The following is a 20,517-nucleotide window of genomic DNA, read 5'->3' as shown; positions in this document are numbered from 1 at the left end:
GGAGATACAAACCATGCGTGAATACGATCCGAACCATCGGTATCAGGTCATTACCTGCGCTTCTGCCGATTTCACCGACGAAGATATGAGTTTTCGTACCATTGCCGAAGCCCGTACACGAATCGCCTATCTGGTCAAGGAGTATGCAGCAGACGGGCGCGATCTGGACGGGGCCGCGATTTTCGACCGCAAAACGAACTGCTGCACCCACCTTTTCGGGTGTGCGATGCTGTCCGCGTTCTCTGTCGATGTCGCCGCACGTTCCGCGCCCCGCAGATACCCCGATATGCCCGCGGCCAGCACGATTTACTACTTCATCTACTGCAAAGGCCCCGGAGATCAGCATTTCACCCTCTGCGACCCGTGGGGCGGCAGGCGCGGCATGAACAAAGTTTTTGCGCCCCGGTTCACGAAAGATCAGGCGGACAAGGTTGTTGCACGAATGACCGAACGTAACCCCGGCTTTACCTTTCAGCGGCGACCGGCCCGCTGAATCTCCGCTCCCGGTTCCCCGCCGGGGCTTTTTGTGTTATACTTTCATCAACGAATTTTCTATTTTTCGTGCCAGAGATTGAACTATGCTTTACAAAATGCGTAAAAAGGAGGTCTTTTTGTGAACGAAGCCCAGTTTTTCGCGCCTTGGCGTGTTGTCGCCGAATTTGCCGACGATTCCCGCCTGACCTTTGACGGATTCACCGAAGAGCAAGCCCGCGCAGCTATGGAAGCCGCCCAGAACGAACACGGCGACATTGCGTGGTGGGATCATGTAACCGATGTAAATTACAGCGACGGCCAGTATTACAAGACGCTCCGCCAGCCGCCCACGGTTCATGTGGTAGATTTTTCCGGCTATGACGGCCCGCTGGATGAAAACGGTTTTCCGGTCGGTCTGCCGAACGAGATCAGCGAATACACGAAACAGCAGGGTGAGCCGCCCAGCGTCCCGAAGATCATCTTCAAGAAGAACGAGCCGAAAGAGGGCAACGAAATATGACCAGCGAAACCAACGAATTTGTCCGCCAGCTCTTGAACCAGATGCAGGAAGAAATGACTAAAGAATACTTCAAGCAGGAAAGCATGACTTCCCCCGAACGGTTAAAGGTGCTGGAAGCGGATGCAAAAATGCGGCTCTGCACCGTTCATCACCTTGCGCCGGAGAACGTCGATGTTTCCGGCCACGAAACCAGCCCCGGCACTTACACATTCACCGTCACCGAACGAATCCCGGTCAGTACGTTCACGATTCCAACGAATTGAACACGAATTTCTTCCATCCCCTGCGGGCATCCCGCCGGGGATTTTCTTTTCTCGTTTTGTTGCTTTTATTCGCGTTTTGCGCTATCATTGAAGTGGAGATTTTGCGCCAGCCGGGAACGCCCCGGCCACACGCAAAAAAGAACATAACGAGGTGAAAATATGTGTCGTAATGTTACCCCCCCCCGACGAAAATAGGGTTCCAGAATGGGTGAACCACATTCCCACCGTTTCGGACGGCCCGCTGCTCAAAAGCTACCTTGCTGCCCTCAAAGCCGACATGACACCGACCTGCATTGACGGTCAGACCGGCTATTTCAGCAGCAGACACGGCAACTACGTTGTCACGCTGGACGTGCCGAACGGCTGTGTTTGCGGTAGCCACACCCGACCTTGCAAGCACCAGTACCGCCTTGCAATGGAGCTTAATCTTATGCCCGGTGATTTCATCCACGATCCCAGCAAAATCAAGTACAAGCTGGACGGCGTAGATTTTGAAACTGCTGTTGACCGCATCGAGCAGCTTCCCGCCACGGCACAAAAAGAGCTGTTCGGCATCCTGTCCAGCCTGTTCAATGGCAAGGTGTACAGCGGCACTCTTTCAGAGGATTCCGCCCGCGCTCTTGTTGGCGGCAACGTGCTTTTGTGGATTGACGATCCCGCCGGGTATCGGCTCTGCACCGATCTGGACAAAAGCTCTTTCATGCTAGACAAGTACCTGCGTCGGAAATTTGACTTTGACGTTTACTTTGACCCCTATAACCGTGGCACATTCTCTGTTCCGCACGGCTGCACCGCCGTCTATGACGAGGACGATCCCGGCCACCCCTACACCGTGACCGCGCCGGATCGCACCGAACAGGACAAGAAGATCAACGCCATGCTTCAAAAGCATCACTGTGACCCGCTGGACGGCTTCACAGTGCGTTTTGGTGAGTGATAATATAAACTAACGCCCTCGACGGAGTTACCCGCCGAGGGCGTTCTATTTTGGCGTATTCGCAAGTTTGTTTTTCTGAGCGGTTCGGAGGATTTGCGGAAGCGGTTCATCGCACACGCGCATAGAGCTTTACCAACTTGCCTTTATAGACAGCTTTCCGGGCTGTTTCCTTGCCCGCTGTCCGGGCGACTGTTTCTGCCGGTTCTGGTAGATTTTCTATCACTTTCCCGGCATACCCAGCACACCGGCCCTTTTAATCGCGCGCGTCATACGCGCGGGAGAGGATTTCTTCGATCATGGGAATTTCATCGAACATCCCGCCCAGAACGGCCAGAGCCGCGTCTTTCCACCTCTGCGCGGTGATCTTCTTTTTGCCGATGGAAATTGCAATGCTTTCCCACGTTTTTTGTAACGACCGGTCAGCGTAGACGTACCGCCCTTTCAGGATCGTTTTGTAATCATCATTCAGGCGGTCTAATTTCTGCCGGATTTCCTGTAAATCCGACTTCAGCACGACCCGCCGGACAATCAGCTCATTTTCTCGGTTCTGGTACTCTTCGTTGTCGGCCAGCTTGACGGCAAGGGACGCGGTGCTGTCGCCGGGTGTGCTGCCATGTGGCATCCCGTCCATCGCAAGGCCCTTGATCGGGCTGTATCGGTCTTGCAGCTCGGCCAGCTCCATGTTGACACTATCAAGCTGCTTCTCGATCTTGCCATAGTAGAGCAAAATCTGTTCAGTGTCCTTTTTCTGCATCCGCGTTTATCCTCCTGCCTGTCAGCTCTCAGATTTCTTTCCCGAAGATCGGCTTCGTGCCGGGTTCTTCGTCTATTGCCGCTTCTATACCCGTGGCCTGCTCATAGCACTGGGCCATTTTGTAGTAGGCCACATATTCGCCGTCTTTCGACCATTCAAGGAACTGCCGGAAGTTGCCCTGTATCTCTTTCAGGGCGGCAGCGATTTCTTCTGTGGTGTAGCCCAAACCGTCCATGACCTCTACAAAGAACCGGGCCACAAGATCACCCGCGCCGCGGCGTTCATAGAGCTGCACCCTCTCCCACTCTTTGCGCGGCCACTTCTCGACCGGCAGGGTGAAGTCCTCTTTCATCTTGGGGGCCGTGCGCTTGCGCAGATTTTCCCGTGCTTTCGGTGTGCCGTACACGTTGGTTTCCAGCGTGTACACCTCACTCCGCCGGATAAGCTCTGCCTGCCAGCGTTCCACCCCGTCCCGATCAAGGTCGAAAAGATTCTGCGCGGCAATGATGGCGCAGTACGTCACCACCTGCCCCACAGCGGCCCGGTTGAGCTTCATGTTCTTCATGGTGTCGCTCTTTGCGACCACGCAGCGGTTGACAGCCTTTTCGTACATCATCTTCCGCACTTCAACAGGCGGCATAGATTTTCCCATGTTCTTTATCCTTTCTGTTTTGCAAGACTCTTCCACGCTTTGACCTCTGCCGCCGTGTCTGCGGTGATATGCTCGATGAAATGCCATCCCCGCGGCTCGGCCACAAGGTCAATGAACATCCGGCGACGGTGTATGTAATCGCGCTGCTGCCGCCGGACAAACTTCGATTTCACTTCGACGGCTTCAACCGTGCCGTCTGCATAGGTCAGCACAAAATCCGGGGTATAATGCACCGCCGGGAGTTTCACCGCGTCATACTCTTTTTCTGGCAGGAGCAGGAACGTGCGGTGCAGCTCCACTTTCACGATCTTCCCGGTCTGCACTTTGGGCAGAATCGTCCCCATGTAATATTCGTACTCGCCCCGGCTGTCAAAGTCCATGCCGATTTTTTCAGCGGTGGCAACTGCGGCGGGGACAGACTGCGGCAAGGCGCGCTTTCCCCCGCTTCTGGCCGCGATCTGTGCTTCTGCCTGCGCCCGGTATCTAGGCGGCAGGTCGTCCAGCGTCAAACGGTTCAAGGCTGATTCCTCCTATTCCTCCGCTGTTCCGGCTTGCGGTACAGGCGCACGATCAGGTGGCGGGTGGCGTTGCCGGTTATGATGCACTCGCACCGGTGCAGGGTATAGCCGGGATACATCCTCTCCCAGTAGTCTCGATCTTCCAGCCGGTTCTCGCAAACGTCTTTCAGCCGGGTGCGACTCATTTTCCCGTCATTTGGGCGCGGCATCTTCGGCGGTTTCAGCCCGCGGCTTTGCCGCCAGTGACGTTTGCAGCGCACGTTCTTGGTGATGTACTTTGCGAGGGATTCAATGCTGTTGTGGTCAAATTCCAACGGCTCGCAACGCGATCTGCCGCGCTTGCCCCATGCCTTTTCCACCATTTCACGGGTCAGCCCCGCCGGGTGGGACATGATAACATGATGATGGTGACGGCCCAGCGGCTTGTCCCCGTCCATCGTGCAGTATTCCGAAACCACGATCCATTTCGGGTGTTTGATTCCGTTTTTGTCGCAGATACGGTACAATGCTTTGATGGCATTGGAAAAATCCCGGTCGGCACGTTGCAGATCACCGGGCGCAGGGTGGTGTTCTTCGTTGTAGGTGTATGTAACGGAATAGTCACCGGGTCGGAAGTTCCGATTTGCCAGCAGTTCCAAATACCGACCACTCTTGCGCAGATTATACGATTCCTTGGCAATGCTGGTGGCAAGCTCTTTCTTTTTCCGGGTGCTGGCCTTGTGCTGCTGCTCTGTCACCTCGAAGAAGTCCACCTGCATAGAGGGGGCCGTGGCATAATTCATACCGCAGATAAATTTCTGTTCCCGAACTCTAAAGCCGCCGGTCATATTCTCCACGTCCTCCTTTCCGCAAACATCATGGAATTTTCTTAATCATGGGCCACAAACACGAGAGGGGGAACGATGCAGAGGGGAAACACCGGGCCGCGTTCCCTTTGCTCTCTATCCCGGTAGGCTGCTGTAACGCTGCCCTCGTTTTCCCTCTGCACTCCCTTTCCCCGTTTGGGTCAGGTGCATCGTTCCTGTTCTACTCTCTCCCTGTGTCCCTTAGTTTATCTACGGTATACAAGCCCCTTGCCGCCTCGTCAGGGCGGCAATTTAACGACGGGCTTCCTATATATAATATAGATAGGGGCTTTGACTGGTCACTCAGACAAGCGACATGATCCACTCTGTCAGGTTTTGCAGCAGCACCGACAGCAGGTTTGACAGCACAATGCCGACACACAGCCACCAGAGGGCGATTGCGGCCAGTCTGCGGATTTCCGCCGGTTCAAGTTTTTTCATTTTGCTCTTTCCTTTCTTCCCATGCAGGGCAGGTATTTTCCGGGTCAGTGAAGTCCGCCCGGTACTCAGAATTTCCGTTGAAGCACACCCATGTATAGCCGTCATGCCATGCACAGGTGGAACATTCTTTTTTCATGTTCTGCGCCTTTCTTCTATAATCGAACCGCACACTGGACAAAAACTCCCGGCGCAATCGTCCAAACGGTGATCGCAGTTAGAGCAAAACGGCACTGTGTATTCTTCGAGTTTCAAAACCCGCTGTGTATAAACCGGCTTTCCATCGTACAAACACTCGTTTGTCGGAACAGGATCATATACGACAAACTGCTTGGGCCGTTTTCTCCATGCGATGTGCGCCACCGGGCGCACCCCCTCCGGGGCGACCCTCGGTGCGTTCTCAACCACGCACATGATCTGTTCCACTTCATCTTCCATGTCCGGGTTACTTTCGCCGCCCAAAATTTCAGGCACGTTCTCCCGGATTCTCCGAAGCAGCTCTTCCGTGTTGGTAAACTGTTCCGTCTCAATCCCTCCCAGCTTTCAGCGCACATTCCGAGCAAACAAACTTCATATCCGGGTTGACCCGCAAAACCAGCTTCGCGTTGTTGGTCTGATACCAGCACTCCCGGCCACACTCCGGGCAGGTTTTCAGTTTCCAATCTGCCGCCCGCGGGTGCGGGACGTTCTTTTTCAGCGGCATTATACCGATTACCCGTAAGACACTACCCATGATCTTCACCTTTGCCTTTCAGTTTCAGCTCGATTTTCGGCTGCGGCTGGTCGCTGCGGTTCAACGGCGCATAATAGCTGACGCACCCTGCAACACCGTCCGGGTTGTCGTGCCACGACAGCGCGTGTCGAATGACCAGCCATACAATTTCCGCTCTGTACGGAATTTTCATCACATCCGAAATTGGAGCAGGGAGAACGCAACGGTTATACAGCTTTTCCATTTCCTCCCGCATGGTATCCCGCCGATGCAGGGCAACGTCAAAAGCATTCTCCCGCTGCTCGTTCGTCTCATACGCATTGTTTTTCAGATCGGAATAAAATTTTTCCATGCAGAGATCGTCCGCCATATCCCAGAACTGACCCATGTGCAATCTCAGATACCACTCACAGGCTGTCTTTACCGCTTCTGCCACCGGTCGGCTCATGGTGATTGTCACTGTTTCCACTTCCGGCACGGTTTTCTTTTTCTTCTCCATGACTATCCTCCCTTGCGCCGGGCCAGTTGTTCCGCTGGCCGTGTTCAAACTTCTTCGCCATTGCTGCCACCTGAATTGCTTCGACAGCCAGATTTACTGCGGCTTCCCGAATGGCTTTGAAATCGTCTTTCGGCACAGTCTGGTTTGCCTTGACCATGTTCCACATCCGGGTTTCGATGTAAAGTTTCAGCGGCACAATCGCCCGTTCCGCTTCTTCCAGCTCTTCCCGGACAACATTCTGTCCCTCGTGCGGGCTGGCAAACTTGGGGAAGTGTTTGTTTTGCTGCTTCCAGCTCCTTGTTTACCAGACGGCGAACATCTTTTCTTACTGCATCCATTGTTTATTCTCCTGTTTTAATTGCAGATCGTATCTACTATCCAATACACAAACCCGACAAGTTGCAAAAGCCTATCGCCCAGCGACCGGTGCTTCTTTTTCTTCTGCAATTTTTTTCTTAGCGAATTTGTTTCAGCTCGTTCGTCAGCAAAAGCAATAGACAAGTGTTCATTTTCTTCTTTCAGGCTTGCAATCATATTTCTTTGAGTTTCGATTATGCCCGCCTGCTTGATAATGACTTCTTGATTGCTTATCCATTTTCTTTCCGTTTCCGAGTGGATTTCCGGGGCCGCTTCTTTAGCCTCTTCTTCGATCATCCCGCAGTATTGCAGCAACACTTGTTCCGCCGTAACAATGTGTGTTCTATCGAATCGGTCAAAGCACTGTTCAACAGCATCCATAAGCTGCTGCGCACCCTCTATGTTTGCTTTCAGGCCACTTTCAATCATGTGTCTAAAATCCTCCTGACTGAAAATTTCCTGCTGGAAGAAGTCATTGAAAAACTGTTCTCCCTTATTGCTCAGTTCATATCCATCTTCTCGAAGCGCGTCATAGTCTATGAGGTGCAATACGCATTGTGCCTGTCCTAACCAGAGCGTTTCGTTGATTCCGATACGAATGTATCTTCTGCTCACCCTGTTTTTCCCTCCAAACGCATTCCCTGAAAGTCAGCAACGCCAAAACTCCCATCCTTGCACGGGTGACAAGCGTAGATTGTCGGTTCCATGACCTCTTCCGGTTCTTTCAAGTCAACTGCTCTACACATGATCTTCATTACAAAGCTACGGTTGCTTTCTTCTCCGCTGGTAGAGCATTTCACAAATTCTTCACCGCACAATCGGCATTTGTAGATTGCATCAAACATCTTCATTGCTCGCTTCGTTCTCCACTTCATCCGTCAGGTCATCGAATGTCTGTTCATGCTCTTCCTGTTCGCCAGTATGCGTTTCTGCCATCATAGCTACCAGCTCTTGCAGTGTCGCTTCTGCATATTCGTTCAGGGAATAAGACGTGACAGCAGCGCGTACTCTCATACCATTTTTTACCACATAGTACGTTCTTCCGTCAGCGCGTTTTCTTTGATAGTAGCGAATAAACCCGTTGTTCTTGATTTCGTCCTCAACCGGTGCAAGCTGCGACCAGCAGATAAGGCCGACCATGTGTTTATCTTCCGTTGTGACCGGGATAAGGATTTCTCCCATGTAGTAAATGCCGACGGCCATTTTCTTTACTTCTACTTCGCCCTTAACCGTGTCGTCCAGATTGAACCCCTCAAGATCGCTTTTGTATGCGCAATCAAAATCGTTGTAGACCACCTTTTCGATCATGGTATCTTCGCTGATTCCCAGCAGCGCACCCATTTGGCTGCGGTTCAGCGGGAGCGGGAAGCCTGTCGCACAGTAGATAGCCGATGCTGTTCCAATATAAAAGTCGTCGCTCTTGATATTGTGAAAGACGTTGCACACAAGCTGTCGTTTCACCATCTTTGTAACTCCCGAAAGTTTCATATTCAAACCACCTTTCTGATAACTGCAAACGGCGCATATCCGGGAAACTGTTCGTCTGCGGATTTCTCCTCCGCTTCACCGGCTTCGCGTTCCGTTTCCGCTTCAAATTCCTGTCCGATGATGATGCACGGCGCAGTCACGCCAGCACCATTCCAACCGGCAACGCTGATGTAGTACCTGTTCACAAGTCCCGCACCTCCGTTACACTGTCCACTTGGATTTTCTGGTACTGCGGGTAGTACAGGGCCGCTTCTTCTTTTGCCTTGTCCGCTGCGTCAAGTGCTTTCGGTGCTTCTATGCGGTACGGCAGATAGGCCGGTGTTTCCTGCCTATGGCGGTTTGCGTTGCTTCTTGCTCTGCTGCACCGCAGCATGACTAAGTATTTCGGCATTGTCCTTTCCTCCTGTTAGTTTCGGGCATTTCCGGGCTTGAACCGGTAGGGGCCTGTCCCCATGCTCACAGAATGGAGCCGCCGCGCCGGGCGGCTCCGGTAGGAGAAAATCAGTTGATCCCGTTGATGATGGGAATACTGCCATCACCGCCAACGTATGTAGGCAGTTCGCCATTCCAGAGGGAATCGACGTTTGTGATCCGGTAGTATTCCAGCAAATTGCTATTCAGGCTGTCGTTGAGGGCGCGGTTTGCTTCCGCTTTCTTTTCGGCAACGTACAGCTCCGCGTCCGCCGCAACCTTGGATTTCTCCGCTTCTGCATTGGCCGCGATCAAATCAGCGTCCGCCGTGGCCTGTGCTTCAACACGACGTTTCTCTGCATCGGTTTCCGCCTTTTCCTTTTCCTGCTGGGCCTTTACTTTGGCTTCAACGGCATCCGTAAAGGTATCGGTGAAGTCGAAGTTGGTGACGCTGATATACTGCAAGTCAATGTTGTACTCTGCCAGTACTTCCCGCAGCTTCGTGTCCATCTGTGATGCAACGGCATCCCGGTTCGAGATAAGACTGCTTGCATCGTAGTGGGCGACCACGGCCTTGACCGTTTCCTGCACACGGGGAGTAATCAGCGTGTCCTCATACTTCTTGCCTACTGACTTATAAATCGTCATGGCATTTGCCTGATTGATCCGGTAGCCGACTGCAACAGAGGTGGCAACTTCCTGAATGTCAGAGCTGAACGCCGACAAATCCATGCTCATTTCCTGAACACGGTTATCCATCTTGACGATGGACTGCCACGGTGCTTTGAACACCACACCGGCATCCTTTGTGCCATCTTCTACTTTGCCGAATGTTGTCACAATGCCTGTGTAGCCGGTGGGAACGTAGGACACACAGGACACACCGATCAGGATAACGGCGACCACGCCGGGAATAAATGCTGCGGCCTTGCCCTCTTCGGACAGGAGCAGGACGGCCAGCGCAACCAACGCGGCCAGCACTCCGATGATGAAAAAGATCATATTTCCTCGCTTTCGCTCATGTGCTTATGTACGGGCGAAAGCTGCGGTGGGGTCCGATCTGGGCAGGTTTGGTTTCCAGTTGTTTATAAAAAGCTCACCTGCCCCTCAATGTTTTTCTTCTTCGGTTTTCTCGGTCGATACTTTTTGTTCTCGTCCAGAACGTCCACCGGGTTGAACTCAAAGTGCTTGCACTTGTTCGGATTTCTTATCTGCTTGCCCTCTCGCATTTCGTCTTTGGCTTCGCAGTAAACCAAATCATCGTCATTCAGAACCGCCAGAGAACAATACCGGCAATACTGTGTCACTCTTTGCCCTCCGTAAAAATATCAGTGTACTTCGTGTACACCTTGCCATTATGGAAGTAGAGGTTATAATCGCACTGGGTAATGTACCACCAGAGCTTCTTGTGATACTCCGTCAGCAAATCGTGGAGGTGGTAGGTTTCCTTGTAGTTTTCATCTACCCGCTGGCGGAAAGAAAGTTCGTCAATCTCTTTGCTTCCCGCCACATAACCGGCGATGAAAAGCACATCCTGTTCGGTCATATTGTCGTCAACGACAAATACCACGCGGACTATCTCACCGAACTTTCTTTTAACGTGGAGCAGATCGTCGAATTTATGGACGTGGTACACCACCCGTTCAAACCAATTAAGCGGGAAGTCTTGCACTTCCGGGCTATCCGGGAGATAGCTCGTGTGCATTTCCAACTTGACGTTTCGCCGCTCTGCCGTGTGGAAAAGACCCTCGTAGAATGACCAATGATCTTTCCAATGGAACAGCGGATCGCCACCACCAGACACCGAAACCCACTCCGGCCTTTCCTTGCAGAGCACCTTGTTGAGCGGTTCCTGCGTGCTGAAATTGTCTGTTTCGCTCATTTTCAGCCCATTGTTTCTTACGATGCACTCCGGGCAGGTGTAATGACAGCCAAAGTTCGTAATGATGCTGACATACTTTCCGGGGTTTGCGTTGACGCTACGCATCGGCATAACTGCTTTTTCACTTTTCATCTTGTTCACCTATTTCATTGCCCCATGCGTCCCATCCGGGCGACCGCTGGCGGGCAAAAAGTTCTATCCTCGGCACGTCACCCAGCAGCTCCACAATCCGCCGCCTTGTTTCTTCCGGCTTCTTGCTATGTTCCTCTACCGGGGACTCTATAACTTGATGTACTGCATGGCTCTTGATCTGCGCCGCTGGTTTGAATCCGGGCGTTACCCCCAGCAGACAAATCTCGGCGTTCGCTCGTGTATACGCTCCCATGCCCCAAAAGTTTGTGTTGCTCTTCCGGTTCTTCTTGATCCACACAAAGGCACAGGTCTTATACTCGAAACCCCATGCTTCCATGACGCGCAGGGCATCGGCTATCTGTGGGAATGTCGCCCACATGAAGCACACCGACCCCCCCCCGCAAGGTTTTTAACCGGCAGGGCGCATATATCATCCGTCGTCATGGTGTTATAATGCTGCGCGGCATTGCCCCGGCTCTTTGGGCCGGTTCCACACTGGCGATATGACCACGGAGGATCAGCATAGATCGCGGTGTATTTTTTATCTGGCAAATTCATTTGTTTTTCCTCTGGTAGCAGGTGGCACTCCGCAGGATGCAGGTCGTGTCCGCGATCACCGCTTTGTCGTCCCAGTATTCATCTGCGCCAACTTTGCGGGAATCGCTGCCCCACGCTTCGATCCACTCCGGCAAGCTCTGATTCACGGTATCAAAGTTCAGGCCCCACTCTTTGCAGGCTGCAATAGCTGCGTCCAGTTCCTTGCCCGCCCTGCAAGTCCACAGGATCAGGCCAGCACCCGCCTCCTGTTCTTTCTTGGCTTCCTCGATAACGTGCCAGTTTGGTTCCCCGATCTCCGGGTATTTGCTCTGACAAATGCACCCGTCAAAATCAATGGCTATCGCCCTGCGCATTTCGTCCACCCTTTCTTTTTCTGTTCAGTTCAGCAAGGTACTGTTTCCGAACATGGATTGCGATGTGTTGCGGCAAGTAATTGCGGTAAATCTGCGCACAGCCCTGAAACTTGTAGGCGTTGTGTACAATGAGCATAATCTTGATCTTGAACATTTCGGCTCGCCCGATCACGCCCGCGCGATATGCTCTTTCCATTGTTGCTGCAATAGTTTCTTCTTTTGTCATTCCGCTCACCCTCCAAGTTTCGGATCAGGGCATTCCCACTTGTAGTCCTTAAATTGGATCAGCCGATACGTTGCGATCTCGCCCTCTACGATCTCGATTTCCTTGTTGAACTCCATGCCCATTTCATAGCCATACACTCTAAAATCCAAGTTGTACTTTTTGGACATTTCAATATAGGGCTGCTCTTCGATATTCCATGCAGCTTTCATGTTCACAACGAGGATTGACTTTTTGCCCTCTTCGCAGAAGTCCACATACTCGCCTTTTTCTATGAAGTTTCTTCTCGTTCCCTCGATATGAGCACTCTTGTCTACATACAGATACATTTCTTCGCTGTCGGGGTCGTGCTCAAATCGGACAGCACCCTTTACAAGCTCCGTGTGTGCGCCGTCGCCCAGCCAGTTCGTAGTGTAGCAATGCAGGCATTCCTCCACCCACCGCTTAATATCTTCCGGTTTCCCGCGGACTTTCAATTTTCCCTCTACCCAGTTCGGCATAATTTATTCTCCTTTCAAAATCCACACCCGATGCTCACCGTACCCGCTCCACGCAAGCGCGTTCTCATGGGTGTCAACGGCAACATCAATGTGCGCTCCCTGCACTCCCGCGCCCTTGTCCTGCACAATGCGGATTCCTACGCCCTCAATGTACAAAACCGTGCCATACGGAAAGATCGCCTGATCCGCCGCCACGGTTACGCCCGCCTGTATCGGCTGGCCGCTGGCTGTGATTCCGTGACCCTCTCCGCAGATATGCGGGTATTGCTCTGTGCAATAGGCCGTGCAGAAAAACACTCCTGCATCTTCCAGCTTAACCTTTCCGTCGGCCAACGCATCAAGGCGAAGCTGCATAGAATCTATAACCTCTTCGTCCTCTACTGCCCGGTCGATCCAGTGTTGCGCCCGGCTTGCGTAAATGTCCCGCTGCGTTTCAAGGTCAGTGATCCGGCTTTTCAGCACACCAGCCTTTGCACAGTTGATGATTTCAACAGCACAGACCAGAGCTAGAATCGCTTTATCTCTTCTTGTCACCGTTCCACCTCTTTGGATTTGACCGCCAGCCACCACAGCGCGGCGTGAAGCGCATACTTCGGGCAAGCCTGAACCGTTTCCATGCCTGCCACGGTCTGAATCGCTTCTTCGATTTCTTCTCTCGGTGGCATTGGTGCTGGTGCGAATCTCGCTCCCGAAACCTTTATCAAAACCTCGATTGCTTTTCCATACAGCACATTCTCGACCTCCTATTTGATTTTTTCTATCCTCGTCACAGTAATCTTTTCATACTCGTGACGGTGGAACTTTTGGATTTTGCAGCGGGCGTTGTACTCTGCTTCGCTCTCGCCCCAGCCGTTGACGCGGATCGTGTGTACATCCGTTTCGTCGGCGGTGCAACAGACGACAACCACCTTGTACCTCTGCATCTACTTTCCTTTCTGTGTTACAATGTTCGGGCCTCGGTCAATCATCGGGCTTCCGTCTGCACGAGCGGTCAGCGTTCTTGCTACCATATCCCCGGCATTTGCAAAGGCCGTGTCCGGTGCATCGCCAACGCTATACGCTACTGCGTGTTCATGTCCTTTTGTTATCGTATACTGCGGGTCGCCATCGTTGCCGATACCAAGTCCCGTTCCTCGACCAAGGGCTTTGTACCGCGTCGCAAGCATTGTGTTTATTGGGAAGCACCCGTGGCTTTCAAAAAGCGTTTGGTCTTGATGGGTTGCCAGCGTTGCGGAAAGTTCTTCTTGCACAAGTGCGCCCTTTCCACCGCCCTCACATCCTCCACGGATTTTCATGGTATATGCTGCTGACCCCCCCCCCCCGCTGGGTTTTGATGCCACCATTCGATCATGCCATGAATAGCAGTCAGCAGTAAGTCCTGCAACTTCCCCCCCCCCCCCCTGCGGGATGCACGGGTCAAAATCCCATTGAGTGCCTTTTCGCTCAAAAACGACCACTCCTGCGGATTCTCCACAAGTATCGCAGATAGCATATATTCTTCGCCTGCGCTGGGGTACTCCCCAAAATTGCGCGTTGACGATTCGATAGGCAACAGCTCCGTAATTTGCGAAGTTCCTCCACTTTCCGTGCTGCCGAATAAACTTAGCTGCTCCACTTCCGGTAAATTCTCTAAGACAGAGCAGTTCATTGAGGACAACTTCAAAATCTTCACCTCCGTTCGATGAAAGTGCGCCCGGCACGTTTTCCCAGATCACAAAGCGTGGGTATCTTCCGTTAGTTGCTGCCAGCATTTCCCGGATGATCCGTATTGCTTCTCTGAACAGGCCGGACCTTTCTCCCTTCAAACCGGCGCGTTTCCCTGCAATGCTCAAGTCCTGACAGGGTGAACCGAACGTGATAATATCCACCGGTTCGATTTTCGACCCTTTTATTTCCGTTACACTGCCCAAATGCTTCATGTGCGGCAGATGGGTTCTTGTCACCGCAATCGGGTAAGGTTCTACTTCACTCGCCCAGACCGGATGACCGCCGCACATGGCGGCGCACAGCGGCATTGTTCCGCTTCCGTCAAACAGGCTTCCCAGCTTCACCTCATGCGGCGGTTTTCCAAGCTCGCGGAATGCGTTCTGGACAAAGAAAATGGCATTCGGCAACGCCATTCCATTTCCCCACATCGCATATTCTGCCGCCAAACTGTGCAGCCCATCGTGCCACCGCATCAACGCTTCATCGCTCTTTGCGCCGTCCGCGCGAAGGATGGTCTGTTTTGGTTTTGTCTTTTTGATTTCGCAACTTCTGGCATAGACTTCCCGCCAGAAGTTGAACTCTTTCGGATTTTTCAGCGATTCAATTTCCGCCCATCCATCCGGGAACCCTTGCAATCGACTGCATTCCAGCGGAATCAATCGGCGGACGATCCAGTCCGGCTGTTCTCTTTCTTCGCAAACCACCGTTTCTGAACCCCCTCCCAACGCTCCACCTGATTTTTTAAGCGTTCCGCTCACATCATCCTCTATGTAACTGTCATATTGCAGCTCTCTATAAGCGACTGCGTGGCGGTCTACTGTATTCAGCGTAAAAGACGTATCTTCTTTTACGCCGCTCCCGTTTTGGTTGGTGTTTCTATCGACAAAATTCCCGGCTAGACACATTGATTTTTCGCTGTGAACTTTCATGCTACCCCCCCCCCCCGAATTAAAATCGACTGTGACCTCATGGCCGACGCGCTGTTCAGGAGAGTTGGAGCAATACCATCCGAACTATATACCCTTGCTCCTTGCGGAAATTCCGGTGTCAAACATTCGATTTCCATTGACGTTCTCCATTCTTTCTTGTGCGGACGGTCGGGATCGAACCGACCTTTCGGCTCAGAGTAACATGGGAGCCGTTCTTCTCCATTGCGCATCCGCATAATAGACACCCGCCGCCCTGTTGAACTCAAAGAAAGACAGGGCGGCGGGGCGGTCTGATCTACCAAACCAGACCTACCACCTTTGGCTTGGGTGGATCGGACAAGGCATTTCTTCGCTCATGCAGCGGGCATACCTTTCAACCTCCGTCGTTGTCATGCAGGTATGGCTTGACGCTTCGCGCCTGCCGGTGCAGTCCGGCTTCCATGATTTCAAGTAAAGCAGGTGCGGGCGGGGTTCGGCCCCGCTTGCGGCGACTGGTTGCGCATCCAGCTACCCCGCACCACATGAAAAGCCGCCCCGCTGACGCGGCGCAGGGCGGCTTGTTTACCTCGAAAGATGTTTTGTATCAGCGGCACCCTTGTTGGTTTTCTCGTAATGCTCACAGTTCATGTTGTACCCATCACACGGCGCACACTTCGCATCCGTGATCCTGAACGTGTGGCGACACTGTTCGCTCTTGCGAACTTCCTTTACGGTGGGGCTTCTAATATGTACTTTCATGTTCTTACTGCTTCCCGAAGATGCCTTTAAGAATTTCTTTCAGCGCACCCTCGTCCCGGACAGCGTTGAAACCGCTGCTCATATCGAACGCACCGTTGCGGTTCCCGAACTCCGCCTTGCGCCGCATCGCCATAATGCGAATGGTTCCCACGATTGCCCTCTCCATCGCATCTACCGCTTCTGCGTCGTTAAGGCTTTTGAAAATGCCGTCAGCACCTTGCGCCACCAGAAAGCCCAGCTTGTACGGACTACCTTTCGCCTTTACCAGCGAGCACCCTTTCCCCTCGTCCACCACCGACAATTCAGCCGGTTCGTAAAAGCACTTTCCATGTCGTTCATAACTTTGTCCTTTCTTTGCTTGATGAATATTCGGAAGTGGCGGCGCATCCCAGAGTCAGCACTGGGCGGCGGGGCGGTGTAAATTCCCCGCTTGCACTGGCTGCGCCATAGAAAGGAGCGGTGTCGTACAGTGCAATGCTTCCGCTCCTGCCCGTGCGGGTCGCCCTGCCGTGTTCTTTTCATCCCCAGCAGGTAAGATGCCGGTCTTGCGGAAACCGGCTGACCGGTGCGCTCCCTAAGTGCCCGGTCATGTGGCAGGCGTGTTTCGGTACGCCCAGACCGTTTTTATTTGAACCAGCTCTTTGCGTTGTCCCAGTTCTGAACAGCAAATGCAACGAGCCACAATGCCGTTGGAATTTTCCAATCAAATACCCACCCTGCAAAACAGCAGATCAGGTAAACCGGAGTGGCGAACGAAGCCCACGATAGGCCCAACGCAAACCCCATGATAAAGCACTCTACAAAATAGATCAGCATTTTCTCTCCCGGCTTTCGGCTGCGCTACCGCGCAGCCCATCAGCTTTTCAGCGTTCAGCTTTCTGCTTCTTCTTGAAGAAAGCGGAACGGCCCCCGTAGATCGTCCACGAATGCGAGCGCGGATTGCCGAGGCTCAAGTAGAACACGCCGGCACTCCCGCCATCGGCCCAGCTGCCGCCGCGGAGCGGAATGTATTCGCCCTCAGTTGCATCAATGTAGCAGTAGGCTTCTTCCTCCCCTGCGAACAGCGCATACTCTTTGAGCATTTCGCTCTTGCATTCCGTCTTGACCTTGCCCCACTCAGAGCTGCCCACGCCGCCCGCTTCATCGTTGTCAGTGGTAAACACGATCTCGCTGCCGGATGCGGAAACATACACTGGTGCGCCCTTATCGTCCGTCAGCAGCTTCCAGTCGTCGCCGCACTGGGTCAGGTCGGTTTCGGGGAGTGCTGCATCGTTATTCGCGGCCACCATCAGCACACCGTTTTTAATCCGCAGACCGGCCAGCACTTCCCAGATATTGCCGCACAGATCGTGGACACCGGTTTTGGTGTGATCGTGCGTCCACGTTTCCGGGCCAGTTCCGGTGAGCGTCCGATTGCTGTTCGGTGCTTTCTGGCCGTGCTCCTTATGGTCGCCATGCCATGCGCCGTAGTCGGTGTTCCCGTGCGGCAGAGTCCCCAGTTTCAGACTAAGGTTTGCAAGGAAGCCCCACTCTGCTGCCGTCATTGGATGCCAGCCCTCGCCCTTGCTGAAACAGGCTTTGGAGAAGTCGTCCAGCGTGATGTTTCCCGCCGGTTTCTGAAACGGCAGGCTGTACGGCTTTCCGTTAATCATCACATTGGGGTACACGGAAATATAGATTTCGTCGTATACCTCGCCGCCGATGATGAACGCCGGGTGCGGCTTGTCGCTGCCACCGAACAACTCTTTATTGCTCATGCGGCGGAATCGGTGCATGATGGACGGAATACCCGCATCGTCATAGATTGCCACCACGTCCCAGTCTGCGCCGGGTGCAACTTCTTTCGGCGTGGTCAGCGGCTTCATATCTCCCGTGTTCAGTTCTTCCGGGTCACGGCAACCGTCCTCGAAAACGGAGGGAGGAAGAGCTGGGAAGTAAAATCCGGGTGCGGCATACTTGTCCGCCATGTCAAGGAATCTGCCGGACAGCTCCCGCACCATGTCGTCACTTCCCTCTGCCCTCATGCTCAGGCTCATGTAGTCAAGTTTCACTTTCGCCATGTTCGTTCTCCTTTGCTGCTTTCATCTGTTCACGCCGTTTCTGGCGTTCCTCAAACTTGCGACGTTCCTCTTCTTCCTCTTTGCGGCGGCGTTCGGTTTCTTCGTACCGCCACCGGCCATAGGATTTACCCGCTGCATCCGCCTGTCGAACATCCAGCATCAGCCGATCCGGGGTAATGCGAGTTTTGCGCTGCGCACGTTCCGCCGGGGTGGTCTGGCTCTTTGCATTGCAGATCGGACACAGTTTGATGAACGGTGACTCCGCAATGAATGTTTCCTTACAGGCCGTGCAGGTCTTAAACATCGGCATTTGCGGTGTCCTCCTGCTTCTTATGATGGATGCTGCGGCGGGCATCGCAGATTCTTTTCTGCGCCAGCTCTGCGCTGTACTCGCAGTTCCCGTTCTTGTCCACCCGCCCGGTGTCCCCGCGGCGAAGCTCGTTATAAATAGTGGAGCGGTGAACCCTCAGAGTTTCCGCGATGCTCTCCACGCTGATCCTATCGAGGTAATATTTTTCCAGCTCCCGACGATCCTCAATCGTCAAATGTCTGCCGCCCAAAGCTCTCTCAGCCCCCTTGTTTCCTAAAAATGCGCAAAAAAATAAACCCGGAAGAAACCGTGTCGATTTCTTTCGAGTTTATTTTAACTATTCAGCATTCTGTGCAGCCCACCCCCGGAACAACAGCTCTTTTTTCAGCCTTTACTGCATCTTTAGGAAAAGTATGGTATACTTTTTATCTGGAGTAGAATAGATATGGAGGGATCCCCATGAAGCAGAAGACCCGCTGGCACGACGCGCTGGTCCTGGCCGCTGTGCTGTGCGCTGCCTTTCTCATTGTGACCGGCACACAGCAGATCACCGGCCGGATCGATGGCGTTGCATCGATGGTGTTTGTTCTGGCAGTTTTTTTGATCTCGATCTATACAGATGGTTATGTGTGGGGCGTGGTGGCTTCCCTGATCGGCGTGCTGGCCGTGAATTTTGCGTTCCGCTCCCCTTATTTTGCCTTCAACTTCACTCTGCCGGAAAACCTGTTCTCGGGCATGGCGATGCTGGTGGTGTCCATTATGACCAGCACCCTGACCACCCGCATCAAAAAACAGGAACAGCTGCGGATGGAGAGCGAGACCGAAAAAATGCGGGCCACCCTGCTGCGGGCGGTCTCCCACGATCTGCGCACGCCCCTTACTTCCATTTACGGGGCCTGTTCCACGGTCATTGAAAATTATGACAGCCTGGAAAAAGAGCAAAAATTAAAACTTCTTGGCGAAGCCTGTTCCGATGCCCAGTGGCTGAACCGGATGGTGGAGAATCTGCTGTCCGTCACCCGCTTTGACGGCGGGCAGGTGGCCGTGCAAAAGACCCCCACCGTGCTGGACGAGCTGATCGACACCGTGCTGGTGCGGTTCCAGAAGCGCTACCCCAAGGTGCCCGTTACCACCTACCTGCCCGACAGTTTCATCGTGATCCCCATGGACTCGATGCTGATCTCGCAGGTGCTGACGAACCTTTTGGAAAATGCCGCCGTCCACGCCGAGGGGATGACCCAGCTGACCCTGCGGGTGTTCACGCTGGGCAGCCGGGCGGTGTTTGAGGTATCGGACAACGGCTGCGGCATCCCGAAGGAGCGCCTGCGCACCCTGTTCACCGGTGTGCTGCCCGCCGATGCCGCGGCCGACAGCGGCAAGCACGGCATGGGCATCGGCCTTTCGGTCTGTGCCGCCATCGTCAAGGCACACGGCGGCGAGATCCAGGCCGAGAGCAAGGTGGGCGAGGGCACCACCATCCGCTTCTGGCTGGAGACCGAATCGATCGAGACGGAGGAAAACGAAGATGAGCAATAACAAATTCAAGGTTCTGGTCGTGGAAGATGAGGCCAACATCTGCAGCTTTATTGAGACGCTGCTGGAGACCAACGGCTATCAGGCCCTTGTTGCCAACACCTGCGCCATGGGCCAGACCCTGTTCACCTCCCACAATCCGGACCTTATCATCCTGGATCTGGGCCTGCCTGACCGGGACGGTCTGGAGCTCATCCGTTTTGTGCGGCAGAAGTTCCTGACCCCCATCGTCGTGCTCTCGGCCCGCACCACCGAGCAGGACAAGATCGAAGCGCTGGATCTGGGAGCCAACGATTACATCACCAAACCCTTTGGCACCGGCGAGCTGCTGGCCCGGGTGCGCGCCGCCCTGCGCACCAACCGCTTCGGCGTGCTGGGCGGGATGCCCGGCGGCGTGTTCCGGGCACAGGGGCTTGAGATCAACTACGAGCGCCGCAAGGTCTTTGTGGACGGTGCCGAGGTCAAGCTGACCCAGACCGAATACAACATCGTGGCCTTCCTCTCGGAACATGCAGGCCGGGTGATGACCTATGCCGCCATCGTGCGGGCCATCTGGGGCGATACCGACTGCGGCAGCACCAAAAAGCTGCAGGTCAACATGGCAAACATCCGCAAAAAGCTGGGCAGCGTGCCCGGGCGCAACACCTATATTCTGAACGAACTGGGCGTGGGATACCGGATGATCGACGAGGACACCGATGCCAGGCCCGAAAGCTGAGGTCTG

The 20,517-nt window shown here is 53.7% G+C and carries 33 protein-coding genes, 1 tRNA gene and 1 pseudogene; 6 read left to right on the top strand and 29 right to left on the bottom strand.

Going from position 1 to position 20,517, the window contains the following annotated elements; all coding sequences use genetic code 11:
* Positions 1 to 13 precede the first annotated feature (13 nt).
* The 4 genes from D3F01_RS08595 to D3F01_RS08580 all read left to right on the top strand — a co-directional run bounded on the left by D3F01_RS08595 (position 14) and on the right by D3F01_RS08580 (position 2,194).
* Entirely contained in the window at positions 14 to 493 is a 480-nt protein-coding gene (locus D3F01_RS08595; RefSeq protein ID WP_242887921.1) for a hypothetical protein, read from the top strand.
* 120 nt (positions 494 to 613) lie between these two features.
* Positions 614 to 994 carry a hypothetical protein gene (locus tag D3F01_RS08590; RefSeq protein ID WP_242887919.1) on the top strand — a complete coding sequence of 127 codons (381 nt, stop codon included), beginning with the start codon at positions 614 to 616 and terminating at the stop codon, positions 992 to 994.
* Positions 991 to 1,257 carry a hypothetical protein gene (locus tag D3F01_RS08585; protein WP_242887917.1) on the top strand — a complete coding sequence of 89 codons (267 nt, stop codon included), beginning with the start codon at positions 991 to 993 and terminating at the stop codon, positions 1,255 to 1,257. Before D3F01_RS08590 ends, D3F01_RS08585 begins: the two co-directional genes overlap by 4 nt.
* A gap of 208 nt (positions 1,258 to 1,465) precedes the next feature.
* Complete coding sequence (locus tag D3F01_RS08580) at positions 1,466 to 2,194, top strand: hypothetical protein (protein ID WP_242887915.1); 729 nt, start codon at positions 1,466 to 1,468, stop codon at positions 2,192 to 2,194.
* A gap of 253 nt (positions 2,195 to 2,447) precedes the next feature.
* On the opposite strand, the gene D3F01_RS08575 is transcribed toward D3F01_RS08580, so the two are convergent.
* The 29 genes and pseudogenes from D3F01_RS08575 to D3F01_RS08435 all read right to left on the bottom strand — a co-directional run bounded on the left by D3F01_RS08575 (position 2,448) and on the right by D3F01_RS08435 (position 18,510).
* Positions 2,448 to 2,948 (bottom strand): hypothetical protein, encoded by a 501-nt coding sequence (locus D3F01_RS08575; protein ID WP_242887913.1) that lies wholly within the window; start codon positions 2,946 to 2,948, stop codon positions 2,448 to 2,450.
* Between the two features lie 28 nt (positions 2,949 to 2,976).
* Positions 2,977 to 3,588, bottom strand: a complete 612-nt coding sequence (locus D3F01_RS08570; protein WP_242887911.1) for a hypothetical protein — start codon at positions 3,586 to 3,588, stop codon at positions 2,977 to 2,979.
* Between the two features lie 17 nt (positions 3,589 to 3,605).
* Positions 3,606 to 4,118, bottom strand: a complete 513-nt coding sequence (locus D3F01_RS08565; protein WP_242887908.1) for a DUF1064 domain-containing protein — start codon at positions 4,116 to 4,118, stop codon at positions 3,606 to 3,608.
* The gene (locus D3F01_RS08560) at positions 4,115 to 4,945 is read right to left on the bottom strand and encodes a hypothetical protein (protein ID WP_242887905.1); all 831 of its coding nucleotides are present in this window, start codon (positions 4,943 to 4,945) and stop codon (positions 4,115 to 4,117) included. The genes D3F01_RS08565 and D3F01_RS08560 overlap by 4 nt, the downstream gene beginning before the upstream one ends.
* A gap of 321 nt (positions 4,946 to 5,266) precedes the next feature.
* Positions 5,267 to 5,404, bottom strand: coding sequence for a hypothetical protein (locus D3F01_RS08555; RefSeq protein WP_242887902.1), 138 nt, complete (start codon positions 5,402 to 5,404; stop codon positions 5,267 to 5,269).
* Between the two features lie 722 nt (positions 5,405 to 6,126).
* Positions 6,127 to 6,612 carry a hypothetical protein gene (locus D3F01_RS08550; RefSeq protein ID WP_242887899.1) on the bottom strand — a complete coding sequence of 162 codons (486 nt, stop codon included), beginning with the start codon at positions 6,610 to 6,612 and terminating at the stop codon, positions 6,127 to 6,129.
* Positions 6,521 to 6,808 carry a hypothetical protein gene (locus D3F01_RS08545; protein WP_242887889.1) on the bottom strand — a complete coding sequence of 96 codons (288 nt, stop codon included), beginning with the start codon at positions 6,806 to 6,808 and terminating at the stop codon, positions 6,521 to 6,523. The genes D3F01_RS08550 and D3F01_RS08545 overlap by 92 nt, the downstream gene beginning before the upstream one ends.
* A gap of 158 nt (positions 6,809 to 6,966) precedes the next feature.
* On the bottom strand, positions 6,967 to 7,584 hold the full coding sequence (locus tag D3F01_RS08540; RefSeq protein ID WP_242887887.1) for a hypothetical protein: 618 nt from the start codon (positions 7,582 to 7,584) through the stop codon (positions 6,967 to 6,969).
* The gene (locus D3F01_RS08535) at positions 7,581 to 7,820 is read right to left on the bottom strand and encodes a hypothetical protein (RefSeq protein ID WP_242887884.1); all 240 of its coding nucleotides are present in this window, start codon (positions 7,818 to 7,820) and stop codon (positions 7,581 to 7,583) included. The genes D3F01_RS08540 and D3F01_RS08535 overlap by 4 nt, the downstream gene beginning before the upstream one ends.
* Positions 7,807 to 8,457, bottom strand: coding sequence for a hypothetical protein (locus tag D3F01_RS08530; RefSeq protein ID WP_242887882.1), 651 nt, complete (start codon positions 8,455 to 8,457; stop codon positions 7,807 to 7,809). The genes D3F01_RS08535 and D3F01_RS08530 overlap by 14 nt, the downstream gene beginning before the upstream one ends.
* Before the next feature lie 2 nt (positions 8,458 to 8,459).
* Positions 8,460 to 8,642, bottom strand: a complete 183-nt coding sequence (locus D3F01_RS08525) for a hypothetical protein (protein ID WP_242887879.1) — start codon at positions 8,640 to 8,642, stop codon at positions 8,460 to 8,462.
* Positions 8,639 to 8,848: a hypothetical protein gene (locus D3F01_RS08520; protein WP_120020054.1), complete on the bottom strand. Its 210-nt coding sequence runs from the start codon at positions 8,846 to 8,848 to the stop codon at positions 8,639 to 8,641. The genes D3F01_RS08525 and D3F01_RS08520 overlap by 4 nt, the downstream gene beginning before the upstream one ends.
* Before the next feature lie 110 nt (positions 8,849 to 8,958).
* The gene (locus D3F01_RS08515) at positions 8,959 to 9,870 is read right to left on the bottom strand and encodes a prohibitin family protein (protein ID WP_242887876.1); all 912 of its coding nucleotides are present in this window, start codon (positions 9,868 to 9,870) and stop codon (positions 8,959 to 8,961) included.
* An 83-nt stretch (positions 9,871 to 9,953) separates the two neighbouring features.
* Positions 9,954 to 10,175: a hypothetical protein gene (locus D3F01_RS08510; protein ID WP_242887873.1), complete on the bottom strand. Its 222-nt coding sequence runs from the start codon at positions 10,173 to 10,175 to the stop codon at positions 9,954 to 9,956.
* The gene (locus tag D3F01_RS08505) at positions 10,172 to 10,882 is read right to left on the bottom strand and encodes a hypothetical protein (RefSeq protein WP_242887870.1); all 711 of its coding nucleotides are present in this window, start codon (positions 10,880 to 10,882) and stop codon (positions 10,172 to 10,174) included. Before D3F01_RS08505 ends, D3F01_RS08510 begins: the two co-directional genes overlap by 4 nt.
* Positions 10,872 to 11,440, bottom strand: a pseudogene (locus tag D3F01_RS08500) (MT-A70 family methyltransferase). The gene D3F01_RS08505 and the pseudogene D3F01_RS08500 overlap by 11 nt, the downstream one beginning before the upstream one ends.
* Positions 11,437 to 11,793, bottom strand: a complete 357-nt coding sequence (locus tag D3F01_RS08495) for a hypothetical protein (protein ID WP_120020049.1) — start codon at positions 11,791 to 11,793, stop codon at positions 11,437 to 11,439. Before D3F01_RS08495 ends, D3F01_RS08500 begins: the two are co-directional and overlap by 4 nt.
* Positions 11,771 to 12,019 carry a hypothetical protein gene (locus D3F01_RS08490; RefSeq protein ID WP_120020048.1) on the bottom strand — a complete coding sequence of 83 codons (249 nt, stop codon included), beginning with the start codon at positions 12,017 to 12,019 and terminating at the stop codon, positions 11,771 to 11,773. The genes D3F01_RS08495 and D3F01_RS08490 overlap by 23 nt, the downstream gene beginning before the upstream one ends.
* 5 nt (positions 12,020 to 12,024) lie before the next feature.
* Positions 12,025 to 12,516 (bottom strand): hypothetical protein, encoded by a 492-nt coding sequence (locus D3F01_RS08485; protein WP_120020047.1) that lies wholly within the window; start codon positions 12,514 to 12,516, stop codon positions 12,025 to 12,027.
* Between the two features lie 3 nt (positions 12,517 to 12,519).
* Positions 12,520 to 13,050 (bottom strand): 3D domain-containing protein, encoded by a 531-nt coding sequence (locus D3F01_RS08480; protein ID WP_242887867.1) that lies wholly within the window; start codon positions 13,048 to 13,050, stop codon positions 12,520 to 12,522.
* The gene (locus D3F01_RS08475) at positions 13,047 to 13,247 is read right to left on the bottom strand and encodes a hypothetical protein (RefSeq protein WP_242887865.1); all 201 of its coding nucleotides are present in this window, start codon (positions 13,245 to 13,247) and stop codon (positions 13,047 to 13,049) included. The genes D3F01_RS08480 and D3F01_RS08475 overlap by 4 nt, the downstream gene beginning before the upstream one ends.
* A gap of 12 nt (positions 13,248 to 13,259) precedes the next feature.
* Positions 13,260 to 13,439 (bottom strand): hypothetical protein, encoded by a 180-nt coding sequence (locus D3F01_RS08470; protein ID WP_242887862.1) that lies wholly within the window; start codon positions 13,437 to 13,439, stop codon positions 13,260 to 13,262.
* A complete protein-coding gene (locus D3F01_RS08465; RefSeq protein WP_242887860.1) occupies positions 13,440 to 15,152 on the bottom strand; it encodes a DNA cytosine methyltransferase in 1,713 nt (570 codons plus the stop codon).
* A gap of 159 nt (positions 15,153 to 15,311) precedes the next feature.
* A tRNA-OTHER gene (locus D3F01_RS08460) sits at positions 15,312 to 15,386 on the bottom strand.
* Positions 15,387 to 15,894: 508 nt separating this feature from the next.
* Entirely contained in the window at positions 15,895 to 16,191 is a 297-nt protein-coding gene (locus tag D3F01_RS08455) for a hypothetical protein (RefSeq protein WP_242887858.1), read from the bottom strand.
* A gap of 323 nt (positions 16,192 to 16,514) precedes the next feature.
* A complete protein-coding gene (locus D3F01_RS08450; protein WP_156060113.1) occupies positions 16,515 to 16,706 on the bottom strand; it encodes a hypothetical protein in 192 nt (63 codons plus the stop codon).
* 47 nt (positions 16,707 to 16,753) lie between these two features.
* Entirely contained in the window at positions 16,754 to 17,950 is a 1,197-nt protein-coding gene (locus D3F01_RS08445; protein WP_242887855.1) for a hypothetical protein, read from the bottom strand.
* Positions 17,931 to 18,260 (bottom strand): hypothetical protein, encoded by a 330-nt coding sequence (locus tag D3F01_RS08440; RefSeq protein ID WP_242887852.1) that lies wholly within the window; start codon positions 18,258 to 18,260, stop codon positions 17,931 to 17,933. The genes D3F01_RS08445 and D3F01_RS08440 overlap by 20 nt, the downstream gene beginning before the upstream one ends.
* The gene (locus D3F01_RS08435; protein ID WP_120020040.1) at positions 18,247 to 18,510 is read right to left on the bottom strand and encodes a helix-turn-helix domain-containing protein; all 264 of its coding nucleotides are present in this window, start codon (positions 18,508 to 18,510) and stop codon (positions 18,247 to 18,249) included. Before D3F01_RS08435 ends, D3F01_RS08440 begins: the two co-directional genes overlap by 14 nt.
* 209 nt (positions 18,511 to 18,719) lie before the next feature.
* Here D3F01_RS08435 and D3F01_RS08430 point away from each other — a divergent pair, with 209 nt between their 5' ends.
* Both D3F01_RS08430 and D3F01_RS08425 read left to right on the top strand, forming a co-directional pair.
* Complete coding sequence (locus D3F01_RS08430; RefSeq protein WP_242887850.1) at positions 18,720 to 19,796, top strand: ATP-binding protein; 1,077 nt, start codon at positions 18,720 to 18,722, stop codon at positions 19,794 to 19,796.
* On the top strand, positions 19,786 to 20,511 hold the full coding sequence (locus tag D3F01_RS08425) for a response regulator transcription factor (RefSeq protein ID WP_242887848.1): 726 nt from the start codon (positions 19,786 to 19,788) through the stop codon (positions 20,509 to 20,511). The genes D3F01_RS08430 and D3F01_RS08425 overlap by 11 nt, the downstream gene beginning before the upstream one ends.
* The last annotated feature ends 6 nt before the right edge of the window (positions 20,512 to 20,517 follow it).

Origin of the sequence: Faecalibacterium sp. BCRC 81149, from assembly GCF_022750605.1 — a bacterium.
GTDB lineage: Bacteria > Bacillota > Clostridia > Oscillospirales > Ruminococcaceae > Faecalibacterium > Faecalibacterium duncaniae.
The sequence above is the reverse complement of the archived record's forward strand: the minus strand, read 5'-3'. Positions and strand labels throughout refer to the sequence as shown.

Bases quoted from the DNA above. Each gene is read 5' to 3' on its own strand.
- D3F01_RS08595 (WP_242887921.1), top strand. From the start codon at position 14: ATGCGTGAATACGATCCGAACCATCGGTATCAGGTCATTACCTGCGCT.
- D3F01_RS08585 (WP_242887917.1), top strand. From the start codon at position 991: ATGACCAGCGAAACCAACGAATTTGTCCGCCAGCTCTTGAACCAGATG.
- D3F01_RS08575 (WP_242887913.1), bottom strand. From the start codon at position 2,948: ATGCAGAAAAAGGACACTGAACAGATTTTGCTCTACTATGGCAAGATC.
- D3F01_RS08570 (WP_242887911.1), bottom strand. From the start codon at position 3,588: ATGCCGCCTGTTGAAGTGCGGAAGATGATGTACGAAAAGGCTGTCAAC.
- D3F01_RS08560 (WP_242887905.1), bottom strand. From the start codon at position 4,945: ATGACCGGCGGCTTTAGAGTTCGGGAACAGAAATTTATCTGCGGTATG.
- D3F01_RS08555 (WP_242887902.1), bottom strand. From the start codon at position 5,404: ATGAAAAAACTTGAACCGGCGGAAATCCGCAGACTGGCCGCAATCGCC.
- D3F01_RS08550 (WP_242887899.1), bottom strand. From the start codon at position 6,612: ATGGAGAAGAAAAAGAAAACCGTGCCGGAAGTGGAAACAGTGACAATC.
- D3F01_RS08535 (WP_242887884.1), bottom strand. From the start codon at position 7,820: ATGAAGATGTTTGATGCAATCTACAAATGCCGATTGTGCGGTGAAGAA.
- D3F01_RS08530 (WP_242887882.1), bottom strand. From the start codon at position 8,457: ATGAAACTTTCGGGAGTTACAAAGATGGTGAAACGACAGCTTGTGTGC.
- D3F01_RS08520 (WP_120020054.1), bottom strand. From the start codon at position 8,848: ATGCCGAAATACTTAGTCATGCTGCGGTGCAGCAGAGCAAGAAGCAAC.
- D3F01_RS08515 (WP_242887876.1), bottom strand. From the start codon at position 9,870: ATGATCTTTTTCATCATCGGAGTGCTGGCCGCGTTGGTTGCGCTGGCC.
- D3F01_RS08505 (WP_242887870.1), bottom strand. From the start codon at position 10,882: ATGAAAAGTGAAAAAGCAGTTATGCCGATGCGTAGCGTCAACGCAAAC.
- D3F01_RS08495 (WP_120020049.1), bottom strand. From the start codon at position 11,793: ATGCGCAGGGCGATAGCCATTGATTTTGACGGGTGCATTTGTCAGAGC.
- D3F01_RS08490 (WP_120020048.1), bottom strand. From the start codon at position 12,019: ATGACAAAAGAAGAAACTATTGCAGCAACAATGGAAAGAGCATATCGC.
- D3F01_RS08485 (WP_120020047.1), bottom strand. From the start codon at position 12,516: ATGCCGAACTGGGTAGAGGGAAAATTGAAAGTCCGCGGGAAACCGGAA.
- D3F01_RS08470 (WP_242887862.1), bottom strand. From the start codon at position 13,439: ATGCAGAGGTACAAGGTGGTTGTCGTCTGTTGCACCGCCGACGAAACG.
- D3F01_RS08465 (WP_242887860.1), bottom strand. From the start codon at position 15,152: ATGAAAGTTCACAGCGAAAAATCAATGTGTCTAGCCGGGAATTTTGTC.
- D3F01_RS08450 (WP_156060113.1), bottom strand. From the start codon at position 16,706: ATGCTGATCTATTTTGTAGAGTGCTTTATCATGGGGTTTGCGTTGGGC.
- D3F01_RS08445 (WP_242887855.1), bottom strand. From the start codon at position 17,950: ATGGCGAAAGTGAAACTTGACTACATGAGCCTGAGCATGAGGGCAGAG.
- D3F01_RS08440 (WP_242887852.1), bottom strand. From the start codon at position 18,260: ATGCCGATGTTTAAGACCTGCACGGCCTGTAAGGAAACATTCATTGCG.
- D3F01_RS08430 (WP_242887850.1), top strand. From the start codon at position 18,720: ATGAAGCAGAAGACCCGCTGGCACGACGCGCTGGTCCTGGCCGCTGTG.
- D3F01_RS08425 (WP_242887848.1), top strand. From the start codon at position 19,786: ATGAGCAATAACAAATTCAAGGTTCTGGTCGTGGAAGATGAGGCCAAC.